Annotated in this window: 14 protein-coding genes and 1 tRNA gene; 9 read left to right on the top strand and 6 right to left on the bottom strand. The window is 56.3% G+C overall.

The features are described 5' to 3' along the window. Positions 1–925 precede the first annotated feature (925 nt). Genes LOH53_RS09470 through LOH53_RS09485 form a run of 4 tightly spaced genes read left to right on the top strand, consistent with a single transcriptional unit; the run spans position 926 to position 3,762 of the window. Complete coding sequence (locus LOH53_RS09470; RefSeq protein ID WP_230067485.1) at positions 926–1,486, top strand: hypothetical protein; 561 nt, start codon at positions 926–928, stop codon at positions 1,484–1,486. After that, a complete protein-coding gene (locus LOH53_RS09475) occupies positions 1,483–2,097 on the top strand; it encodes a hypothetical protein (RefSeq protein WP_230067486.1) in 615 nt (204 codons plus the stop codon). Before LOH53_RS09470 ends, LOH53_RS09475 begins: the two co-directional genes overlap by 4 nt. Further along, positions 2,094–2,546: a hypothetical protein gene (locus tag LOH53_RS09480; RefSeq protein WP_230067487.1), complete on the top strand. Its 453-nt coding sequence runs from the start codon at positions 2,094–2,096 to the stop codon at positions 2,544–2,546. Before LOH53_RS09475 ends, LOH53_RS09480 begins: the two co-directional genes overlap by 4 nt. Continuing rightward, positions 2,539–3,762 carry a hypothetical protein gene (locus LOH53_RS09485; RefSeq protein ID WP_230067488.1) on the top strand — a complete coding sequence of 408 codons (1,224 nt, stop codon included), beginning with the start codon at positions 2,539–2,541 and terminating at the stop codon, positions 3,760–3,762. Before LOH53_RS09480 ends, LOH53_RS09485 begins: the two co-directional genes overlap by 8 nt. Positions 3,763–3,780: 18 nt before the next feature. On the opposite strand, the gene LOH53_RS09490 is transcribed toward LOH53_RS09485, so the two are convergent. After that, entirely contained in the window at positions 3,781–4,704 is a 924-nt protein-coding gene (locus LOH53_RS09490; RefSeq protein ID WP_230067489.1) for a tyrosine-type recombinase/integrase, read from the bottom strand. A gap of 1,541 nt (positions 4,705–6,245) precedes the next feature. Then, positions 6,246–7,175 carry a hypothetical protein gene (locus tag LOH53_RS09495; protein ID WP_230067490.1) on the bottom strand — a complete coding sequence of 310 codons (930 nt, stop codon included), beginning with the start codon at positions 7,173–7,175 and terminating at the stop codon, positions 6,246–6,248. A gap of 2,698 nt (positions 7,176–9,873) precedes the next feature. On the opposite strand from LOH53_RS09495, the gene LOH53_RS09500 reads away from it, so the two are divergent. Then, positions 9,874–11,064 (top strand): tyrosine-type recombinase/integrase, encoded by a 1,191-nt coding sequence (locus tag LOH53_RS09500; protein ID WP_230067491.1) that lies wholly within the window; start codon positions 9,874–9,876, stop codon positions 11,062–11,064. Between the two features lie 96 nt (positions 11,065–11,160). Next, positions 11,161–11,233 (top strand) — tRNA-Arg (locus tag LOH53_RS09505). Positions 11,234–11,797: 564 nt separating this feature from the next. Here LOH53_RS09505 and LOH53_RS09510 read toward each other — a convergent pair. Genes LOH53_RS09510 through LOH53_RS09525 form a run of 4 tightly spaced genes read right to left on the bottom strand, consistent with a single transcriptional unit; the run spans position 11,798 to position 15,221 of the window. Then, positions 11,798–12,634 carry an MBL fold metallo-hydrolase gene (locus LOH53_RS09510; protein WP_230067492.1) on the bottom strand — a complete coding sequence of 279 codons (837 nt, stop codon included), beginning with the start codon at positions 12,632–12,634 and terminating at the stop codon, positions 11,798–11,800. Positions 12,635–12,658: 24 nt separating this feature from the next. Further along, positions 12,659–13,426 carry an amino acid ABC transporter ATP-binding protein gene (locus LOH53_RS09515; RefSeq protein ID WP_326832762.1) on the bottom strand — a complete coding sequence of 256 codons (768 nt, stop codon included), beginning with the start codon at positions 13,424–13,426 and terminating at the stop codon, positions 12,659–12,661. Positions 13,427–13,428: 2 nt separating this feature from the next. Further along, complete coding sequence (locus LOH53_RS09520) at positions 13,429–14,313, bottom strand: amino acid ABC transporter permease (RefSeq protein WP_230067493.1); 885 nt, start codon at positions 14,311–14,313, stop codon at positions 13,429–13,431. After that, complete coding sequence (locus tag LOH53_RS09525; RefSeq protein WP_230067494.1) at positions 14,310–15,221, bottom strand: ABC transporter substrate-binding protein; 912 nt, start codon at positions 15,219–15,221, stop codon at positions 14,310–14,312. Before LOH53_RS09525 ends, LOH53_RS09520 begins: the two co-directional genes overlap by 4 nt. Before the next feature lie 119 nt (positions 15,222–15,340). Here LOH53_RS09525 and LOH53_RS09530 point away from each other — a divergent pair, with 119 nt between their 5' ends. The 3 genes from LOH53_RS09530 (at position 15,341) to LOH53_RS09540 (ending at position 17,946) form a co-directional block, all read left to right on the top strand. Next, positions 15,341–16,087: an IclR family transcriptional regulator gene (locus tag LOH53_RS09530; RefSeq protein WP_230067495.1), complete on the top strand. Its 747-nt coding sequence runs from the start codon at positions 15,341–15,343 to the stop codon at positions 16,085–16,087. A gap of 742 nt (positions 16,088–16,829) precedes the next feature. Then, on the top strand, positions 16,830–17,489 hold the full coding sequence (locus tag LOH53_RS09535; RefSeq protein ID WP_230067496.1) for a hypothetical protein: 660 nt from the start codon (positions 16,830–16,832) through the stop codon (positions 17,487–17,489). Then, positions 17,482–17,946 carry a hypothetical protein gene (locus LOH53_RS09540; protein WP_230067497.1) on the top strand — a complete coding sequence of 155 codons (465 nt, stop codon included), beginning with the start codon at positions 17,482–17,484 and terminating at the stop codon, positions 17,944–17,946. Before LOH53_RS09535 ends, LOH53_RS09540 begins: the two co-directional genes overlap by 8 nt. The last annotated feature ends 168 nt before the right edge of the window (positions 17,947–18,114 follow it).

Below are 18,114 nucleotides of genomic sequence, written 5' to 3' on the forward strand. Positions count from 1 at the left end.
CTGGTGCGGCGTTGTTTGCTTCCTTCTAGCAAACGCCGGATAGCAGGCTTCAAACAGGACGAATTCCGGTTTTGTGGACAACGTAGCGGGGACGTGAAGCTGTGGAGGAGGATATACGCGGACAAACCCGATAATTTAGTGGTGGCTTGCTTCGGCGAGCCGCGCCTCTGTAGCTCAGCGGATAGAGCAGGAGCCTTCTAATCTCTACGGATGATTCGCGTCTACAGCATCCAACCATCGAACTTCCATACAGATAAAGGGATCCAAGGAATTCGCGGACCTAAATCGGTAAATAGAAATTCCTTGGAATTCCAAGTTATTCCATTGATTTCCACCCAAGTTGGACAGTCTTTGGACAGTTAACTCATGGTGGGGTGTCTCTCTTCATGGGTAGAAAGTTGGAACGGATCGGACTCTGTCCGGTCCCTCCCAAAATTGAGATGGCAAGCTCATGGTTCTCGGGCGATCTGCCCCTATGGGTGTCAACATCAATGGCACAGACGCTTGGCGTAAGGTACGCAAATAGTAAGACTTCGGAGACGGTTCAAATCGTGTGAAGTCGAAGGCAAACTCCAGCGATCTTCATCACCACTGAATCAAACAAAGCTCATTTGACGATGCGCCACTGCTGGCCCTTACGCTCCGTGTTCCGAGTGCCTCAAGACCCTAAGCGAACGGCCTAACTGTTCAGCGTTGGGGCGATTTTTTCCGAGAAGAGCCCGCTATCAAGACGTGCGCCCCCGGTAGATTCTTGGCTGGGCGCTACACCGCGCGGCGCATCTTCGAAGGATCGCAACCAAGATAGGCTGTTAAGCGGCGGAATCGTTTACCGAGCCCTACTCATGAGAGTTCCTGAGTCCAGTGGGCACCCTACAGACCGCCCATTGAACGTTAGCGATTGACCATGACACAAGGAAGGGCTGAGATGGGCAACCCAATCGAGATTGACGATGCCATTGTCCTGTTGCTTGGGACTGCAACGCACGGTGCGACCAGCGGGGAAATACGCGGGATTACGCGACTGGAAAAGTTGATCTTCCTCCTTGAGCGAGAAACCTCCAGTAAGGATTGGCTCCAGCAGGACGCGGGTTTTGAAGCCTACAATTTCGGGCCCTTCTCTCAGAAGATATACCAAGCAGTTGATACATTGGCCGCTGCTCAGTTGATCGAAGATTCGTCTTCCCTCGCCCCCGACACCATGGACTCGTGGGAAGAGAGAGAGGTCATCGGACCCAATAGCGGTTCGCCCGGCGACAGGATCAACCCGTACACGACGCGCGACTTCCACTTAACCGAACGCGGTTGGCGCTACTTCAATGCACTGAAGCAAGAGCTGACGCCGGAGGCGATGGTTGAACTTCAGAATTTTAAGCGCCAGTTCGCGTTCCTACCACTTCGCCAACTAATTCGCTATGTCTATTCGCGGTATGAAGAGTTCACAACCAAGTCCCTGATTCGCGACGAAGTCCTGGGGACTGGCGGATGACCGAAGTGCTCGCAATCGTGGCCGATCGGGCAACTACGCCTGATACAACTATTGTTGCAGGGGTAGGAATTGTCTTACTTATCGCAGGAATCACAGGCCTATGGGCCTCGGTCCACTTGCGTGGAAAGACCCACGACAGGCTTCGCGCCCCGATTGACGTGGCCTTCGAGGGACTGACCGAGCAGGCATTCATCGCACTTCGAGCACTGCAAGCCCACCTGAGCGACATACTGCCCGATCCAGACAGTGAGTTTGACCCATTGGACATGATCGTAGATCCGTCAACGGTTGAACGACCCGCTCGACACAGCATTCGAGTTCTCAAAGAGCGTCACAAGATCCACAGGCAGTTCAACCTCTTGCTCGGGGTTTGCACATCGCTAATGTATGCGGCAGGAATCTTCGCCGCGTGTGTGCTTACTTCCACTTTGTTGTACCAATTTAACTTCGCAAACCAGGATCTTTGGCAGACTTCCTTTTGGGTCACCGCCTTAATCGCAGTCGGCATATTCGCACTGTTTATTGCGTATACAGTCCTCGAATACCGCATACAGGCTTCGATCGAGGACTCAAACCCTCTTCCCATTCGTGTTGGAGCGCCGTCGCGGTGATGGCCTTTGTTGATGACGATTTGGCTTTCGACACTATGGGTGAGTCTCGAATGATGCCATACCTTGTTGATTGGTTGCGGAGCAAACGTTGGCTGCGTCCGGATTCGGTGGTCGTCCGCGAGTTCCCGATTAACGGTCGGCGGGTCGACCTCTTGACCATGACTAGGTCAGGTGTACTTTCAGCGTTCGAACTAAAGCTCGGTGGCTTCGCCCGCGTACTGGAGCAAGCCACTTACAACCGGCAGAACTTCGACAAGTCGTGGATAGTGATTGGAAATCATCCACGACCATCCAACGTGAATGAGGCTGCCCGATTTGGCATCGGAATAATTGTGGTCACGGGAACCAAGCCAAAGGTGCTCTTGCGCCCGGGCCCTCCCGACTTTGACTGGCAGTCACGCTACCGAGCACGCAAGCGGCTCATGGAGATTGGGGAGATTCATGTTTAATCGGTTTCAGCACTTCTTGAGCTACGGTTCAACTGACCAACAGACTGTTCGTGAACTGTCGGAGTACTTCGATGGGCTAATAGTCCCCGGCACTATAGCGGCCTTCCAGGCAGAGGGAACTAAAGGCTTCGTCCTGACGCTATCGGCCCGGTCGAACGATCCATACGTCATTGACTCTCGTTTTCCACTTTTCCAAAACCGACTTCCCAGTCCAAAGAAGTCGCACCTCATGCTCGCCGACGTGATGGGAGTTCCCACCCTCGTCAACCGCCATGCAACTCCTCGACCGACCGACTTCGACGATGAAATGGTCCAGACAATCGCACGGGCATGGGTCGACTTCAACGTCGGGTTCGAAAGCGTGCAGATGAAAACCTTCGATAAGTATGCTTCTCGGCTGAAAGAGCAGGTGCTTCCGCAGGACCGCCAAGATCCAGCATTTGTCTTGCCGCCATACACGATGGTAGGCGAAATATCAGACGGGTGGGCCGAGGTTTCTGAGAGCCTCTGGGCGGCGTCCTGCCAATATGCAGACACAAAAGGAGTCCGCTCAAAACTTCGTCGAGTTGTAGCCGCCAGTAGTTCGACTGTCTGGAACGAGCTTGCTTCAGCAGTAGACGACGAAGAAGTCGTCGCCTGGGTTAGTGGCCTCGATGAGTTCAAGGTGAATTCCGAGGCAGAACTAATCGCCTACGGCCAGGCGTTGCAGAACTCGCAGTCCAGAGATCAGAGTGTGTTCGCCCTTTACGGAGGATTTCTTTCAGTACTGCTTTCCCGCCATGGGCTCAATGGCTCATCGCATGGCATCGGGTTTGGGGAGCACCGCGACTGGGTCGAACTCCCATCGTCCGGGGCACCGCCAGCTCGCTACTACGTGCCGAAGCTCCACAGGTACATCGGAGTAGACGTCGCGGAAATATTGTGGCGTCAGTTTCCTGAGCTCATTGCCTGTAGTTGCGGAGAGTGCGAAGGAGGATCACCGAGCGCTCTGGATTACCACGGATTAATGAAACACTCAGTACGAGCGCGGGCCGCCGAAATCGAGATGTGGCTGAATATGCCCACGGCTGCGGTTGTCGATCAGCTGACCACCGATTCTCAGAGTTTCAAGTCCGCAATTAGTCGCTTGTCGGCGCCGTCAAAGGTGATTCGACGAGCGGAGGACTCATATACACATTTGGGGATGTGGGCGAGAGTCATGACGGTCCTAGACTAAAGAGGACCGCTCAGAGAGTCATGCCAGTACCCGTGCCACGGTGTAGCCTGCTGACTTTTCCAGCGTGTGCCGGGCGTGGTCGTACCGACGGGTCGTGCGTGGGTCGGCGTGACCCATGCTGTCCTGCACGTCGTGCAGTGTCGCCCCCGCGTCCAAAGCCAGTGTGGCGAACGCATGTCGCAGGCTGTGCGGACTGATCTTCCCTTCAATGCCCGCCTTGCGTGCCAACCGCTGGATGGTGCGGAACGCCTCTGACGGTGCCCACTGTTTGCCTGTTGCTGTGGTGAAGATGGGCAGGCCCACGCCTGCCTTCCCTGCCACCATTTCCCGCCCGGTCGTTTCCAAGTAAACGTTGAGCGCCTCCACAGCAGGGGCCGGAACGGCCACCTTGTCTGCCTCCCCACCTTTGCGCCGCACCTTCAGGGTTCGATGCCCTTTGTCGTGCCCGTAGTCCGCCGTCGTAGCGTTCAAGGCTTCACCGATCCGCACGCCGGTAAACAACTGGAGGGAGACCAGAGCATATGAACGTTCCCCGTCTGCCTTTGCGCTGGCCCGTAGTGCCCGCGCCTGGTCTTTTGTTAGCCCTGCGGTCTCGGTGTGGTCCGGGTTGATCTTGGGGCGCTTGACCAGCTCCACCGGGTTTCCCTGGGCCAGGTCAGCGGATACTGCGTAGCGGTAGAAGCTGGACAGGGCCGCGAGCTTTGCCGCGACTGTGGCCGGCGCCCCGTCAACTGCCAGAGCGTGCCGATACCCGTCCACGATGGGCCGCTTGATGGTCAGCAGGTCCATACCGTGTCCGTCCAGCCACACGCAGAAGTCCAGCATGGACCGGGTGTAAGCCCTGGCCGTGTTCGGTGATGTTTGGGCCAACTGCCATGCAGCGATGAGTTGGCCATGCCGTGCCTGGTTCGGCGTCGAGCTGGTGATCGCTTCAAGTTCCATACTCACATGATAACTGACATTATCGTGTGGCTACTTTGCAGCTTGACGCCCGCCCTCTGGGGTGAGTTTTCAGTCGTGCCGCACACATGAAGGGTATGACATTTCATATCCTGGCCATCGCGGCCGACATTGCCAACTTGATCCTGACCATATGCGACACCCTTACCCTCCGACGGTCTCTCACTGACGCCCTGAATTACCTTCAAAATTGTGTCTTCCAACCCGCCAAGTCCGAACTCAGTTTCGACATGCGAATGAATGTAAATGAAACCATGGCTAGCATGGTGACCATATTTGCCTATCAACTCAGCAGTGCCCCTTCCGACAACACTGCGTACCTCGTCGCCGCACTCCTTCTCTTTCGAACGTAGCCCGTCTATGTATTGGGGGTGGGTACCTACCCCCAATGCGAACAGTCGTACTCCCCGGTGGTCATAGCCGCCCAGGTCGCGAACGGGTTGAGAAGTTTTTCCGTCTCACAAGGCCTAGTATCCAAGCAGAGAATAGCCTCCCAAGTTCGAGAAGTCGGCGATCTCGGGTCTGTACGAGGGACTCGGTCAGACTTGCTTGGAGTGCATGAAGTCGAGTCTAAACACAGAGTCACTGCCACCGAACTAAAAGATGGCGGAAGCGCAACCTCCATCGTTTGCAGCTCTCCTTGTAGGAGATCGGGCAACGAAGTATCCAGCATGAATATGCCGAAGTATCAGGAACACGATATCCTCCGCTTATACCTGTCGGCCCAATGCCCCCCTAGCCTCAATGACGATGTTGTCCGTCCTCCCAGAAATACCACCTTGTCCAGGAGTGGCAGGATCCAAAGTTGCAACAGGCGGGACGGCGGACAATGGCGAGCCGAAGGTGTGCCCGACTTCGTTCATACTCTTACCCATAGCAAAGCAATGCGGATCACGACGGAGACGGTCTGTGAGCTGCGTCGTGGGATAGCTTCCGCATTGAGGCCCCCCCGAGCCGCCACATCACATTCACAGATTCAAGCCCTTTTTTCCTGCATGACGGCCTTGCTATAGTGTCGTCACAATACCTCGTTTGTGGCACGCCACTGAAATACCAATACGACGCAGCCAAGGCAGTATTGATGCCTGTTACGTCCGGCCGTGCAGTCACGAATTTGCCGCTTCACGTCAGCGCGACCAAGTAAAGGATCAATATGGTTACCGCTCAAGAGCTACAGGCCCAGAGAACTCCCGCGGGCGGATGGACCCGAGAACAGCTCACGGAATGGGGCGTTCCTTGGCCACCGCCAAAGGGGTGGAAGGCCGCCCTTATCGCGAAAGCCCAAGCAACAACCGATGTTCAAGGCCCTCGAGTGGCTAAGTGACTTTCTTCTGTGCAGCAACTGCAGGTTCAGTAGTCCAGTGCCGCATTGCAGAATCCTGCGCGCCAGGCTCAGTAATCATCATGCCCACACAATCAGCAGGGGCTTTCCCGTTCAAACGATTACCGAGCGGGATGCGCGAACTTATGTCCAGCCATTCGTTCGCCGGCGACAACTGCTGTTCACTAGACTTTTTGCACAGCTACGACCCAAGTAACACCCACGCCGAAATGTATATCTCCCCAGTTTCAGCCGCATGACGTTTCTTCCGCTGTAGAAGTAGAGGGAGAGCTATGCGATTGTCCAGTATTGCGGCAAGATCACCCCCATCCATCAGTATCGTCTTATGACGCCCGGACCTGCCAAGCAGATCGGCAGCAGAGTCTTGGAATCCGTTCATGGAAAGAAAAAGCCCGAGGGTATTGTCGATCCGCCTGTCGACCTTTGACGCGAACTGAACGAGGTCGACAACCGGAGTTTTTTCGGCTTGCCACTTTGCCTCGAATATGTAGTCTGTTGAATCAAGGGTAAACGCACCATCGATTTGTTCTCCGTATAGTCCGAACGGTGCCCTAGCTTCAAGTTCATAAAGATTGAACAGTCGGTTCATGATGCCTTCAAGGGCATAGCCTCGCGGTTGGGGCGCTAGCTGGTTCATGCCAGCGAACTCACCATTGAGTTCGCGAAGTGTTTCTGTGGTGTGCTGGCGAATGGAGTTCAGCTGCTTCTCCATCTCGCGCCGCCGATCTCTTTCTAATTTATCCGCCATTTGAGTTCGGTAGGGTGCAACTATGGGCCGAAGCGCCTCCAGCGATCGGACGGCAGCTTGATATTTGGGCTCCCCGTCCTCGAGTGACTTGAGGGCAATTGGGTCCGGGATTTCCGCAGCCGCCAGCAGGAGCTGGATCAGGGTATCGCGATATAGATGCTGATCCTCGAAGAGCCGATTTACGAGGCTCGCAACTATGTCCCTCTTGGATACAGTCCGGTCGTCCCACCGATAGGAATTGATAAGGGCACGGTCTCCGGTAGCCGCGGAAAGAAAGTCTCGAAGATCTGTTTTGTACCAGTATGTAGTAGCTAGTGCCTCTTTGAGGAGTGCTAGCAAAGCTGGATTAACGCGCTGACTCATAACCGAAGTCTAGTTGCTGGCATGAGCAACACGCTCCTAACAAACCGCCTGCAGCCGGTACCCGCTGTTACCGAGCGCATTATTGGAAAACGTGGGCGCCATCGTCGGTGCCAACTTGCATTTTCAACGTGGCGGGCACCGCCTAGCCTCCGGCAGGCGGCACCGTCGGCCCATTGACACTCTCAGCTCCTGCGCTCATCGCACAGATACCAGACGGCAGGATCCCGCCACGGTGGCGGAGTAGTGCGTAGGCTCCGGGCCATTAACGAGTCCCTGGCCGCGCGTTTACAGCATCGACTGCAGAGCACCGTGGCATGCCGAGATGTACCGCGAGCAAGAAGACCCTGCCCCCGCCCCCGAACACAATCCTCTCCACTCGCAGAAGCGCAACTCTCGGCACGCTGACGCGCGCATGACTCATGCCTCCATCCTCAACCCGTGCGGGGCGAAAGGGACAGGAAGACAGTTCCGTCGTCGGATAACGCGACCAGCCATCTTCAAATTGTGCGCTCTGCGACGCGCGATATATGTCCCAAGCAGTCGACCAAGTTCCGCGCGGGGAAGCGGTGGCGGCATCTGGAAGTACCAGATGCCGCCACCCCAGCGCGTCTGCCGCTAGATATAGATTGGGTCAGCTTGCCGGAGGGTTTGCGACAGAGGTCGCCCTTGCCTCCGGGGGTAGCTTCGCCACTCTCCTGCTTGGTTGTCCGGCAGGCACAAGACAGCCGGTAGGCAACCGGCGCACGGAGGCCGGACGTTCGCAAACCCTTGCTGATGCCCCCACGACGCTTGAATGGCGCAGGTACTACAAAGACCAAGCCACATGTAGTGCCTCTTATAGATGTCGAATTCCTTTGCTTGACGAAGGGTTTCGGGCGCTGTCGCGCTCATAGGGTATTCCAATCGATACTGCGGGACGCTTCGAGCGTCCACGCGGGGGTAATGCCGGAGGCTTCCGGCACCGTGTTCAAACATGTATTGCAAAGCTCAACCAGGGCTGCCCCAGTCCCGTAGTCAGCAACGCATTCTGAGCTTCCGGATCCGGCGCGGCTGTTGCCTTTACCGATGCAGCCACCAAACGCAACGCAACATGGATCCGCAGACTCACCTAGGTGCTACGTTGGCACCATTCGTGCCATTGACAGCAACTCCAATGTCGACACCTTCAGACCGAAACCATGAACTGCTATAGGCGGCGGACGAAGTCCAGCCGCCTATAGGGAAGTTGTTTTTAGCAACAGCACAGCCGCTCTCGGACTGCGTCCGTGGCGGCTGTCAGGTGTCGAATCATTTCTGCCGACGGAGGACGTCGTCCGCCAGACGGCTCTGGAGGCTACGAACGTCTTCAGGTCCGATTCCGTAATTGGTTGAGGACTAAAGTGTCTACTGCGGCATCGCAGGGGTGCTGCTGCCGCTGCCCCGACGTGCCGTACTTATATAGAGTGCGGTTTCTAGAACGGGGCAGTATCCCCTCCCCAAGGCACTCCCATTGGCGAAGGGGTGCACAGCGAAGCCCACCACTCGCACTCTTCGAGAGTCCAAGAGTGCGGTGTGAGCCGCCAAGACCCAGGAGCGTCCTTATGACCGACGCTTAGGCCTGGCTCGTGTAGCTCGTGGATGCTGGAGTTGTTGAATCGTGCCCTGCTTGTCAGCAGGTCAGCATTACGGGCCAGCTTCCAGTGTGTCGAAACAGTGGCCTCACGGATCCCTCCAACTGCGTTAGCAATCATCCGGCGACTTATTGCGGTAACCCCTCTGAAGTCGACCGTTTCTAGCATCACCGACAGCGTGTGAACAACATTTGGCTTGAGTCCAGAACGGTTCACTGCCGCCATATATCCAACCCGCCAACTCTGCCGCACGTCCAACAGGGCATGGTAGCGAACCGAGGCCAGCGCATAGTCAGCAGCGTGGAAGGCCGAAGCGGCATCCAGATGCCGGGTTGGGTTGGCCGTCGCTCCTTGGCTGGAAACGACCGGCACCGAAACCAAACTTGTCCAGTCATCAGGGCCGGCTTCTTGGCTACTCCCAACGAGTAGCGGTACAGCACGCCCAGGCGGTCGCGGTATTGCTCGCTGTCCACGTGCTCTCGGTAGACAATCCCGCGCAAGAAATTCTTCTGTTGGGCCACTGATATACAATTGCGGCGCAAGATCAACGAAGCTTGCCGAGGCCAGGTCCATCATCGGATGACTTGACGCTGCTGCTTAGTCCATTTGGCCACATCATCTTGGTGGTAACGGACACGGTTACCAATCTTGTGAAAGGTTGGGCCGCCAGAAAGATTCGTGGCAAGCCATTTCTCGCTTATCTTGAGTTCCCGCGCCAATTCTTGGCGAGTGAAGAATGTGCACGGCTCTGCCGTGGCTGCTGATTGTAAGGTCGGGGAAATAGTGAACTCCAGGGTTTAGTAATTGGGCACAAAAAAGCCGCCCAAAGGGGGGCGGCTGGTTAGAACGAATATTGAACCGCCAGTGGCAACCTAGCCATTGTCGGGAGGAACTATTCATGCACTCGAGGGCGCTCACTCAGATGTCAAGATCCACCTACAGCAAGGGGCCGGCAGGTCCTTTCGCCCTCTATTCTCATTTGACGACATCTTCGTAACACTTGCAAATCCGCTTAACTCTCGTGCCCAGCACAGTCTCATTTGTTCTGAGAAACACTGTCCATAACGGTCTCCTGCTATTGTCTTTACATGCCTGTAAACAAGTATGATCCGAACAAGCGAACCGGCATCGGTTCCGTACGCTCTCCATGGGTAGCTGACTTCCGCGTGCTCGGCGGTGCCAGAAAGCGGAAAGCATTCCGGCTGCGGAAGGATGCGGAAGCTTGGCTCGTGGAACAGCAAGCGAACATCAGTTCCGGATCGTATGTCGACCCGCGAAGGGCCCAACAGACTCAGGTCGGAGCCCTTTACGAGTCCTGGATGGAGCGACTGGAGTCCATGGGCGCCCGCGGCAAGAAGCCTATCGCTCCATCAACTGCAGACAATTATAGGAAGAACTGGACTAAACACATCGCCCCTCGATGGGAGCACACTCCGCTAGCCAATGTCCATCACCGTGACGTTGCCAAATGGATAGCAACCATGGAGGTTGGCTCCGCCAACCAGTCTGGCGCAAACACACGTCGACGCGTAGCGCTCATGTTTGGTCGACTCATGAATCACGCCGTCTATTTGGAACTACTGCCACGAAATCCAGCCAAAGATGCCACCGGTAATGCCGATTACGTGCCATCCGTCAAGGTCGAGAAGCAACACGTATACATGACCATGCCAGAGCTGCAAGCATTCGCTCGCCGGTGTGTGGGTTGGGAGGACATGATCATGCTGGCTGGTACCACCGGCCTACGGTGGGGAGAGATTTCGGCGTTAAAGCGCTCCGACATTGTCGCGACTACTCAACAGGTCCGGAGAAATAGTAAGGCTAGGCGCGAGGCCAAAGGCGAGTTCAAGGAAGTCAATACATATTCCATCGACGTTGTGCGCGCGTGGTCCTCTGACGGCTCACGGCTTATCGAGTCGACAACCAAGAACGGCGAGCGGCGAACCGTTCCGGTTCCATCCAAGGTGGCTGACATGGTGTTGTCTGCGCGCCACGATGACGGGTTGTTGTTTCATGCGCGGAACGACAACGTATTGCACCATTCCAATTTCACAGCGCGAGTAATCAAAAAGGCTGGGGCCGACATGTCCACTCCCCCAACTTTCCACGACTTAAGACACACCGCCGTGAGCTTAATTCTCGCCCAGACACACAACGTCAAACTGGCTCAGCGGATTGCCGGGCACAAGGACGCAACCATGACCCTCAACACATATGCCGAACTGTTTGCTGGTGATCTGCACTCGGCTTCGGATGCGCTGAATAATTCGATAGAGTAGTCCACGGGTTTACTGTCCACCCAAGTGGACAGTACCGGACGCTTGGTTGGCCAGAATCTTAGGCTTGGACAGTTAGCGGACAGTAAGAAGCCCGACGCCTCGGTAGCTCAGCGGATAGAGCAGGAGCCTTCTAATCTCTTGGCCGCCGGTTCGAGTCCGGCCCGGGGCACAAAGGGCCTCTGACCTGCGGTTATGCACCGCAAGTCAGAGGCAAACGAAGTCAACTCCCCTTTTACTCCCCCAATTCAGCCAAACTTTCTCGCGATTGCACTCCCCCTTTTCCCGAAGAGCTGACTAAAAAACGAGGGAATACGCGGTTTCATCCAGTTGGGTTTCTTGATGCTCTGGCTGGTGATGATGGAGCCTTCGATCGCCGTACTCTGATTCAATCCACGTCGCAAAGTGTCGAGCTTGCCAGTGTAGCGGTAGCCCGACTGCCGGCACCCGGTATGGAACTTACTCATGCCCGCTCTCGTAATTCGGCCCCGTCAGCCAACCGAATAGGCTGAGACATTCCAGCGAAGTCCTGGTTACGCAAGCATCGCGACCTCCACCCATATTTCGCCACAACGTCGTCATCTGGGTTGCACATCATCGAGCGATAGTTCGGTTGCCTGATCGACACTTCCCTGCGTCGAGGCATCCTTGGCCCTTAGTCCTTGGCGCAATCTGAAGTCAAGACAGCTTCAGTTTCCAGATGAAGCCGAAGTCGTCCGCTGTCACTTTTACTGAATTAGATGATCATCAGGTCTTGGCCAGCCACGATCTTCCCGTCAAAGCGCTTTCTGGCATCGTCGAGCCAGATTTCGTCCGGCAAAGCTGGACTGCCGGGCACGAAGTGTGAGAGTACCAGTTGGTCGACTCCCGCCCGCGATGCTATCTCCCCTACCTCGGTCGAGGAAGTGTGAGAGTTGATCAAATGCTCGCGTAGCCGTTGACCGTTGGAACGCTGCAGGAGCGGATCAATGCTGGGGACGTGCATGACCTCGTGGACCAGTACGTCCGCGCCCATGGCCAGTTCAACGAGCGAATCACACGGCGTCGTGTCTCCCGAGATCACGTAGGAGCGGTCGTCGGTGTCGATCCGGTAGGCAAGGGCTGGAATCGGAGGATGGTTCACCCAGGCCGCCGTGATGCGCACGCGGTCGTCCTCAAAAACCAGTCCGGGTTCCTCGACGTCCTTGGCGGTGACCATTGAATCGAACGCGGGCCGACCTTCGTCAACGATCCGGGTCTTAACATCAGTCGTTGCGTAGGCCAGAAAGGATTCCCAGATCCGGGACCACGGTGCCGGGCCGAACGTGGTTACTGGTCCTTGAAGGTTCGCGCACCAGGCCAAATGGAGCAGCGTTCCGGCATCGGCATTGTGGTCACTGTGGTGGTGCGTGATTCCTACAGCACGGATTGAGTCAAACGGGAGTTTGGCAAAGGCCATTTGCCGTGCCACCCCATTGCCAGCATCGATGATGTAGGTTGCGTCTCCGACCACAATGGCGTTGCAGGCCGCATTGCGTTCCGCTTTCGGTGTGGGTCCCCCACCGGTGCCCAGTAAGACGAGTTGGCTCTTCATGTTTGCTTCTTCTCCTGGTCTAAATCAGCGCACATGGCGCAGGAATTCACGGGTTCTTTCATGCTGTGGATTGTCAAAAACTTCCCCTGGAGTGCCGGATTCGATGATGACTCCGGCGTCCATAACGACAACGGAGTCTGCGACTTCCCTAGCGAACGCCATTTCGTGGGTGACCACGATCATCGTCATGCCACCCTGAGCCAGATCCTTCATCACTTTCAAGACCTCGGCTACCAGTTCGGGGTCCAATGCGGAAGTCGGCTCGTCAAAGAGCATGACCTTCGGGTGCATGGCAAGTGCCCTGGCGATGGCAACGCGTTGTTGCTGCCCGCCGGAGAGTGCCGAGGGGTAGGCATTGTGCTTGTTGGCCAATCCGACCTTGTCCAGCAACTCCATGGCCTGAGCAGTGACGTTGGCCTTGCGCGATTTCTTCAGCAGCGTCGGGGCCAGAGTGATGTTTTGCAGCACCGTGTAATGCGGGAAGAGGTTGAAGTGCTGGAACACCATGCCTATGTCTTGTCGTTGCCTGTCGATCTTGGCGCGGGGACGCTCATGCATCTGCCCGTCGCGTTCTTCGTAGGCGAGGGTTTGTCCGGACATTGTGATGCGTCCGGCGTCAATGGATTCGAGGTGATTGATGCACCGCAACAAGGTGGATTTACCCGAGCCAGATGGGCCGAGCAAGCAGGCCACTGTGCCTTCAGGTACTTCGAGGCTGACACCCTTGAGTACGTGGAGGTTGGCATAGAACTTGTTGACTGCAGAAATTTCCAGCAATGCTGAGCGAGTCATGTTTAGACCGATACCTTTCGCTGGCCGCGCTCAAGGCGGTGTTCCAAGATGGATTGGCCTACTGTCGCAATTCCTGTAATCAAGAGGTACCAGGCCGAGGCAATGACCAGCAGTTCGAGCGTTCGCAGGTTAGTGGCGGCAATGTTCTGAGCTTCAGTCAACAAGTCGCCGCCGGCGATTACCGAAACGAGTGAGGTCATCTTGATCATGGTTACGAACTGGCTCCCGGCCGGCGGGAGAATCACCCTCATGGCTTGAGGCAGAACCACCTTGAACATCGAATGTGTGGCCCCCAGTCCCAGCGCCGTTGCTGCTTCGCGCTGACCCTGGTCTACAGAACGCAGCCCGGAGCGGATCACTTCCCCCATATAGGCAGCCTCATTAATCGCCAGAGCCAAGATCGATGCGATGAAAGGAGTGACCAAGCTGTTCATGCTCCAACTGACCCAAATTTCATTCGGATTGAACGGGTTCACAATATCCAACCTGGACCAGAACAATGCCAAGTTCCCCATGAACAGAATGAGCACCAGCAACGGAATGCTGCGGATCAAGGCCACGTAGCCGAAACCAATAGCCCGCAGGACTGGATTGGAGGACAGCCGCATGACGGCCACCAGGAAACCGCCGACAGTGCCGATGACCATCGAAATCACGGCCAGGACAATAGTGTTCCTTACACCGGAGAGGATCGATCCGGCGGTGAGATATTTGTAAATCGTCTGGTGGTCCAAGGCTGGGTTCAGCCAAAGGCCCAATGCGCCCCAGATGACCACAGCTGTAGCTGCGATGCCAAAGACGAGGCGCCAGGGATGGCGTTTGGCCGCCACCCGATCCGACGCGCTGGCCAGCGCAGTGTTTCGTTGTGTATCCACGGCGGTTGTCATTTGCTTTCCTTAGCTGGTGTGGCCAGGGCGAGATCTTCGGTGTTCCACTTCTTCAGAATCTTGGAAATGGAGCCATCGGCCTGCATCATGTCCAGTGCCGACTGGATCGAGTCATGGACGGCAGGGTTGCCTTTGGCCGTAATGATCCCGATGGGCTGCAACTGATAGGTTGCCTCGCCACCCATTTCGAATATGGACTTCGTTGCCTTCTGCTCCGCGATGTAGCGCATCACGGGAGTGTTCCCGAGGAACGCGGCGTCGCGTCCTGCCTGGACCGAAAGGCGCGCATCGCCAGGGGCGCTGTACTGGTCGATTTGGATCGGCTTCTTGCCCTCACTAACGCACTTCTTGCTGGTCGCCTCAGCCAGTTCCAGCTGCACGCCGCCGCGGACTATGGACACTGGGAGCCCGCACAGGTCATCAACAGAATGGATCCCCTCCGGGTTTCCTCGCCGGACCAACGGGGATGTCGCCTGATTCATGTAATTGGCGAAATCCACTGCAGCCCGACGCTGCTCTGTATCTCCGATCAAGTCCATCCCAGCATCGGCCTTGCCGGACTGGACCGCTGGGATCAGGCCGGCAAAGGGAAGCTGGGTCCACTCAATCTTCACGCCGAGCCTGCTTCCCACCTCATCAGCAATGTCCTTGTTGATGCCCTCTATCGCGTTGGAGCCATTGACCTGAAAGATGAGCGGCGGTGAAGCGAGCTGGGATGCGATGACAAGGACGCCCTTGTCCTTGATCGCGGTAGGAAGTTCAACGAGCTGGGTATACGCGGTTTTTTGTTCGGTACCGGCCGCGTTGGCGGACACCCCCGGGCGTAAGACGACGCAGCCGCTAAGTGCCACGGTCGCGGCAAGTCCTATGGAAAGTGCGGTGGCGGCCGTAAAAAATATTCGGCGCATCTCTTCACCTTTCGTTTTCGTTGTGCGAAACTAGTATTCGCTACTCGAAATAGTATGAGTGTGACCGAGGTCTCCCGTCAAGGGTGGCAATCGACTCGACGACAACCAGGGGGTGCGCAATGGGCGCAGAATATCCACGAAATGAGTACGTCCAGGCTTTCGAACGAGGACTGGCTGTCATTTCGTCATTCGACGGATCCGCGTTGACTCTGTCGGAGGTCGCCCAACGGGTGAAGATGTCCCCCGCTGCGGCCCGGCGTTACCTGAGCACACTTACTGAGCTTGGCTATTTCGCCCACCGAAACGGCAGATTCGCTGCACAGGCAAAACTGCTGGAGCTCAGCAACCCCTACTTCGCCGCAAACGATTCAACTTTGCGGGCAGAATCTGCACTAAAGGAACTCACACGACAACTCAACGAAACCTCAACCCTGACCCAACTCGAAGGCAGTGAAGTTGTCAATGTGTTAGCCGTCACGTCCAAGCGCGAATTGTCAATTCAGGTTGCCCCCGGACGAAAGCTGCCAGCATACTGCACGGCCATGGGTCGAGCCATGCTTTCGTTGCTGTCCACCGACGAAGTAAAAGCCATCCTGAAAGAAACCCACCTAGAGCGGCATACCATCAACACTCGCATCCGCCGTGAGGACATCATGGAACAAATCCAACTGGCCGCCGACCGAGGCTATGCGTTGGTCGAGGAGGAACACACCCCCGGAATCCGAACCATGTCCATAGCTTTCCGGCTTCCCCAACAACAACTGGCCGCTATCAGCGCCCCGACCCCGACCGCCCGCGAGACACGCCAAGAGTACATCGCCCGGGTCGAGACCCCACTTAAGGAGGCCGTCGCCTCCATGAACTAGCAATAGTAGAGACAGAAAACGGCCAATTTCTCACACTACAAAACAACATGGTCACTGTGTCCAACTTCCAGGAACCACTCCGGTTTGAGGTGGGTGCGATGTTTTGGACCGCCAGCGGCTTCGACAAGTCGTCATTGCTATCGTCGCCAATACAGCTGTTCAGCCGAGTGTCAATTCGCGGACTTACTTGGCAGGAAGCCCTGTTAGGCACATCATTGGGTCAGGTGCCTTTTTCTGCTTTCTCCTAGTAACGACTTGGAGTTTAATTAGTGAACGATTTCAATCTTTTACCGGAAGACAAAGCGGGTTTACGACGAGCTGAAACGCTCGCTCGGAAGATCAATCTTTTGCTGGACTTCATCCTGTCCGAGTTGAGGCGGCCCTTCTACTGCCTGGCGATCTGGGACGGTGCGCAGAAGGAAATCGGCGCTACATCTCACGGACCCGTTGGTCGCTGCTCAAGAGCGGCAAGGAACTGGTCGTTCCCGAACACGCCCTGCGCGCCATCTCGCCGGCGTTCGATTTACACCCTGAGCGTCCACTCCAGTACGACAGCAAGCTCCCTGAACAGGTGGAAGGCGAGCTTGAAGTGATCCGATACCTGCACTTTACCGAGGAACGCATTTTCGCTAGCAGGACGCCAGGGACAGTGGATCCTGATGCCTTAAAGACAAGCAATAGCCAGGATCCTGGACGAGGACCTCTAGCTGCTGCCGAAGGCGGCGGGGCGTGTGGGTAGACCGTGGACGACAAGCAGATTCAGGAAATAGCCGACCGAGTCATCGGTGCGCTACAGGCTTTAGCGCCGAGGGATCCTTCCATATGGGCTGATTTCGCGGCTCTTACACCGATCGCGGCTCTGGTGGCAGCCATAGTTGCCGCAGTCGTAGGGTATCGAAACCTGAAGCAGCAGCAACGGGCACTAGCTGCCCAGATTTCAACGCATGAATCAACCTTGAAACAGAAAAGTGAGTCTGACGCAAAATCCGAATGGTGGCGGCGGACGCAGTGGTCGCTGGACGCGACCACGTCTGTGAACACAACGATGTACGGCTACGGCACTGGAGTACTTGTCCTCATGGCCAAGAGTAAACTGGCGGACCCCGAAGACAAAGAGCTGCTGGACGCCGTGTGGCAGGCAACCTCCACTGAAATGCAAGATGAAGACATCGAGCGTCTTATCAAGGACGCCCAGTGGCAGGAAAACCTGACGGAGGAAGAAACAGCTTCGGTGCAAAGTTACTACGAGGACACCGATGATTCATTAGGAATGACTGACAACGACATCGCTTCGCCAGTGCCAAAAGAAGCTGGAAAGAAACCACGCCACTCCACAGGCACCGTAGACGCCGGGGCCAAGTCGCGAGAGAATAGAAGCAACATGGAGAAAAAGGATGGTTGACGACAGAGTTCCCGGCCTGAGCCGGAATACCAGCACCGATCGTAAGGACTTGGTGTTCGATACCTTACGCCGCGAAATTCTTGCTGCGCGGCTAAAAGTCACGCTCGACGAGCAGCTGAGACGCCCAACCTCCTCGCCTGTGCAGCGTCTTGCAAAGATGAAGCTGCCGCCGATCGTCAACCCGGCCCACCGAGTTGTTGAGATAGCGGCCCTCTCCGAGCTCCAATCTGTGATGGCCCCCATTAGTTTGAAACCCGGTGAATCGATCCGCGTCGTGCCTGCCTCCGCGAACCGTCGTGTGGAGCCACATGGCTTCACAGGATTTGCGAAGTCTGGACGAGTGAAACGCGGCAAAGACCCCCGTGGCAAATCCGATGCGAACGATCGTCGAGACGGACGTCTCGCTACCCCTGCGGTCTTCCCCGCGGAGACCCCTCAATCGCCAATGATGCGCTGACGCCTTGTACCTGGGCAGCGGCCTCTCAGTACTCGCGGGGAAGACGGCGGCAACCGCCAAGATTTCTCGGTCATCGAGAAATTGATGTCGACATTGTGAAGTGGAACCACCGCAGGCTTCCACCAAGAGCCCCCGCCACCACAAAGAATCAACGACAGTACCGACCAC

This window comes from Arthrobacter cryoconiti (assembly GCF_020905375.1).
In the GTDB taxonomy this organism is placed as follows: domain Bacteria; phylum Actinomycetota; class Actinomycetes; order Actinomycetales; family Micrococcaceae; genus Specibacter; species Specibacter cryoconiti.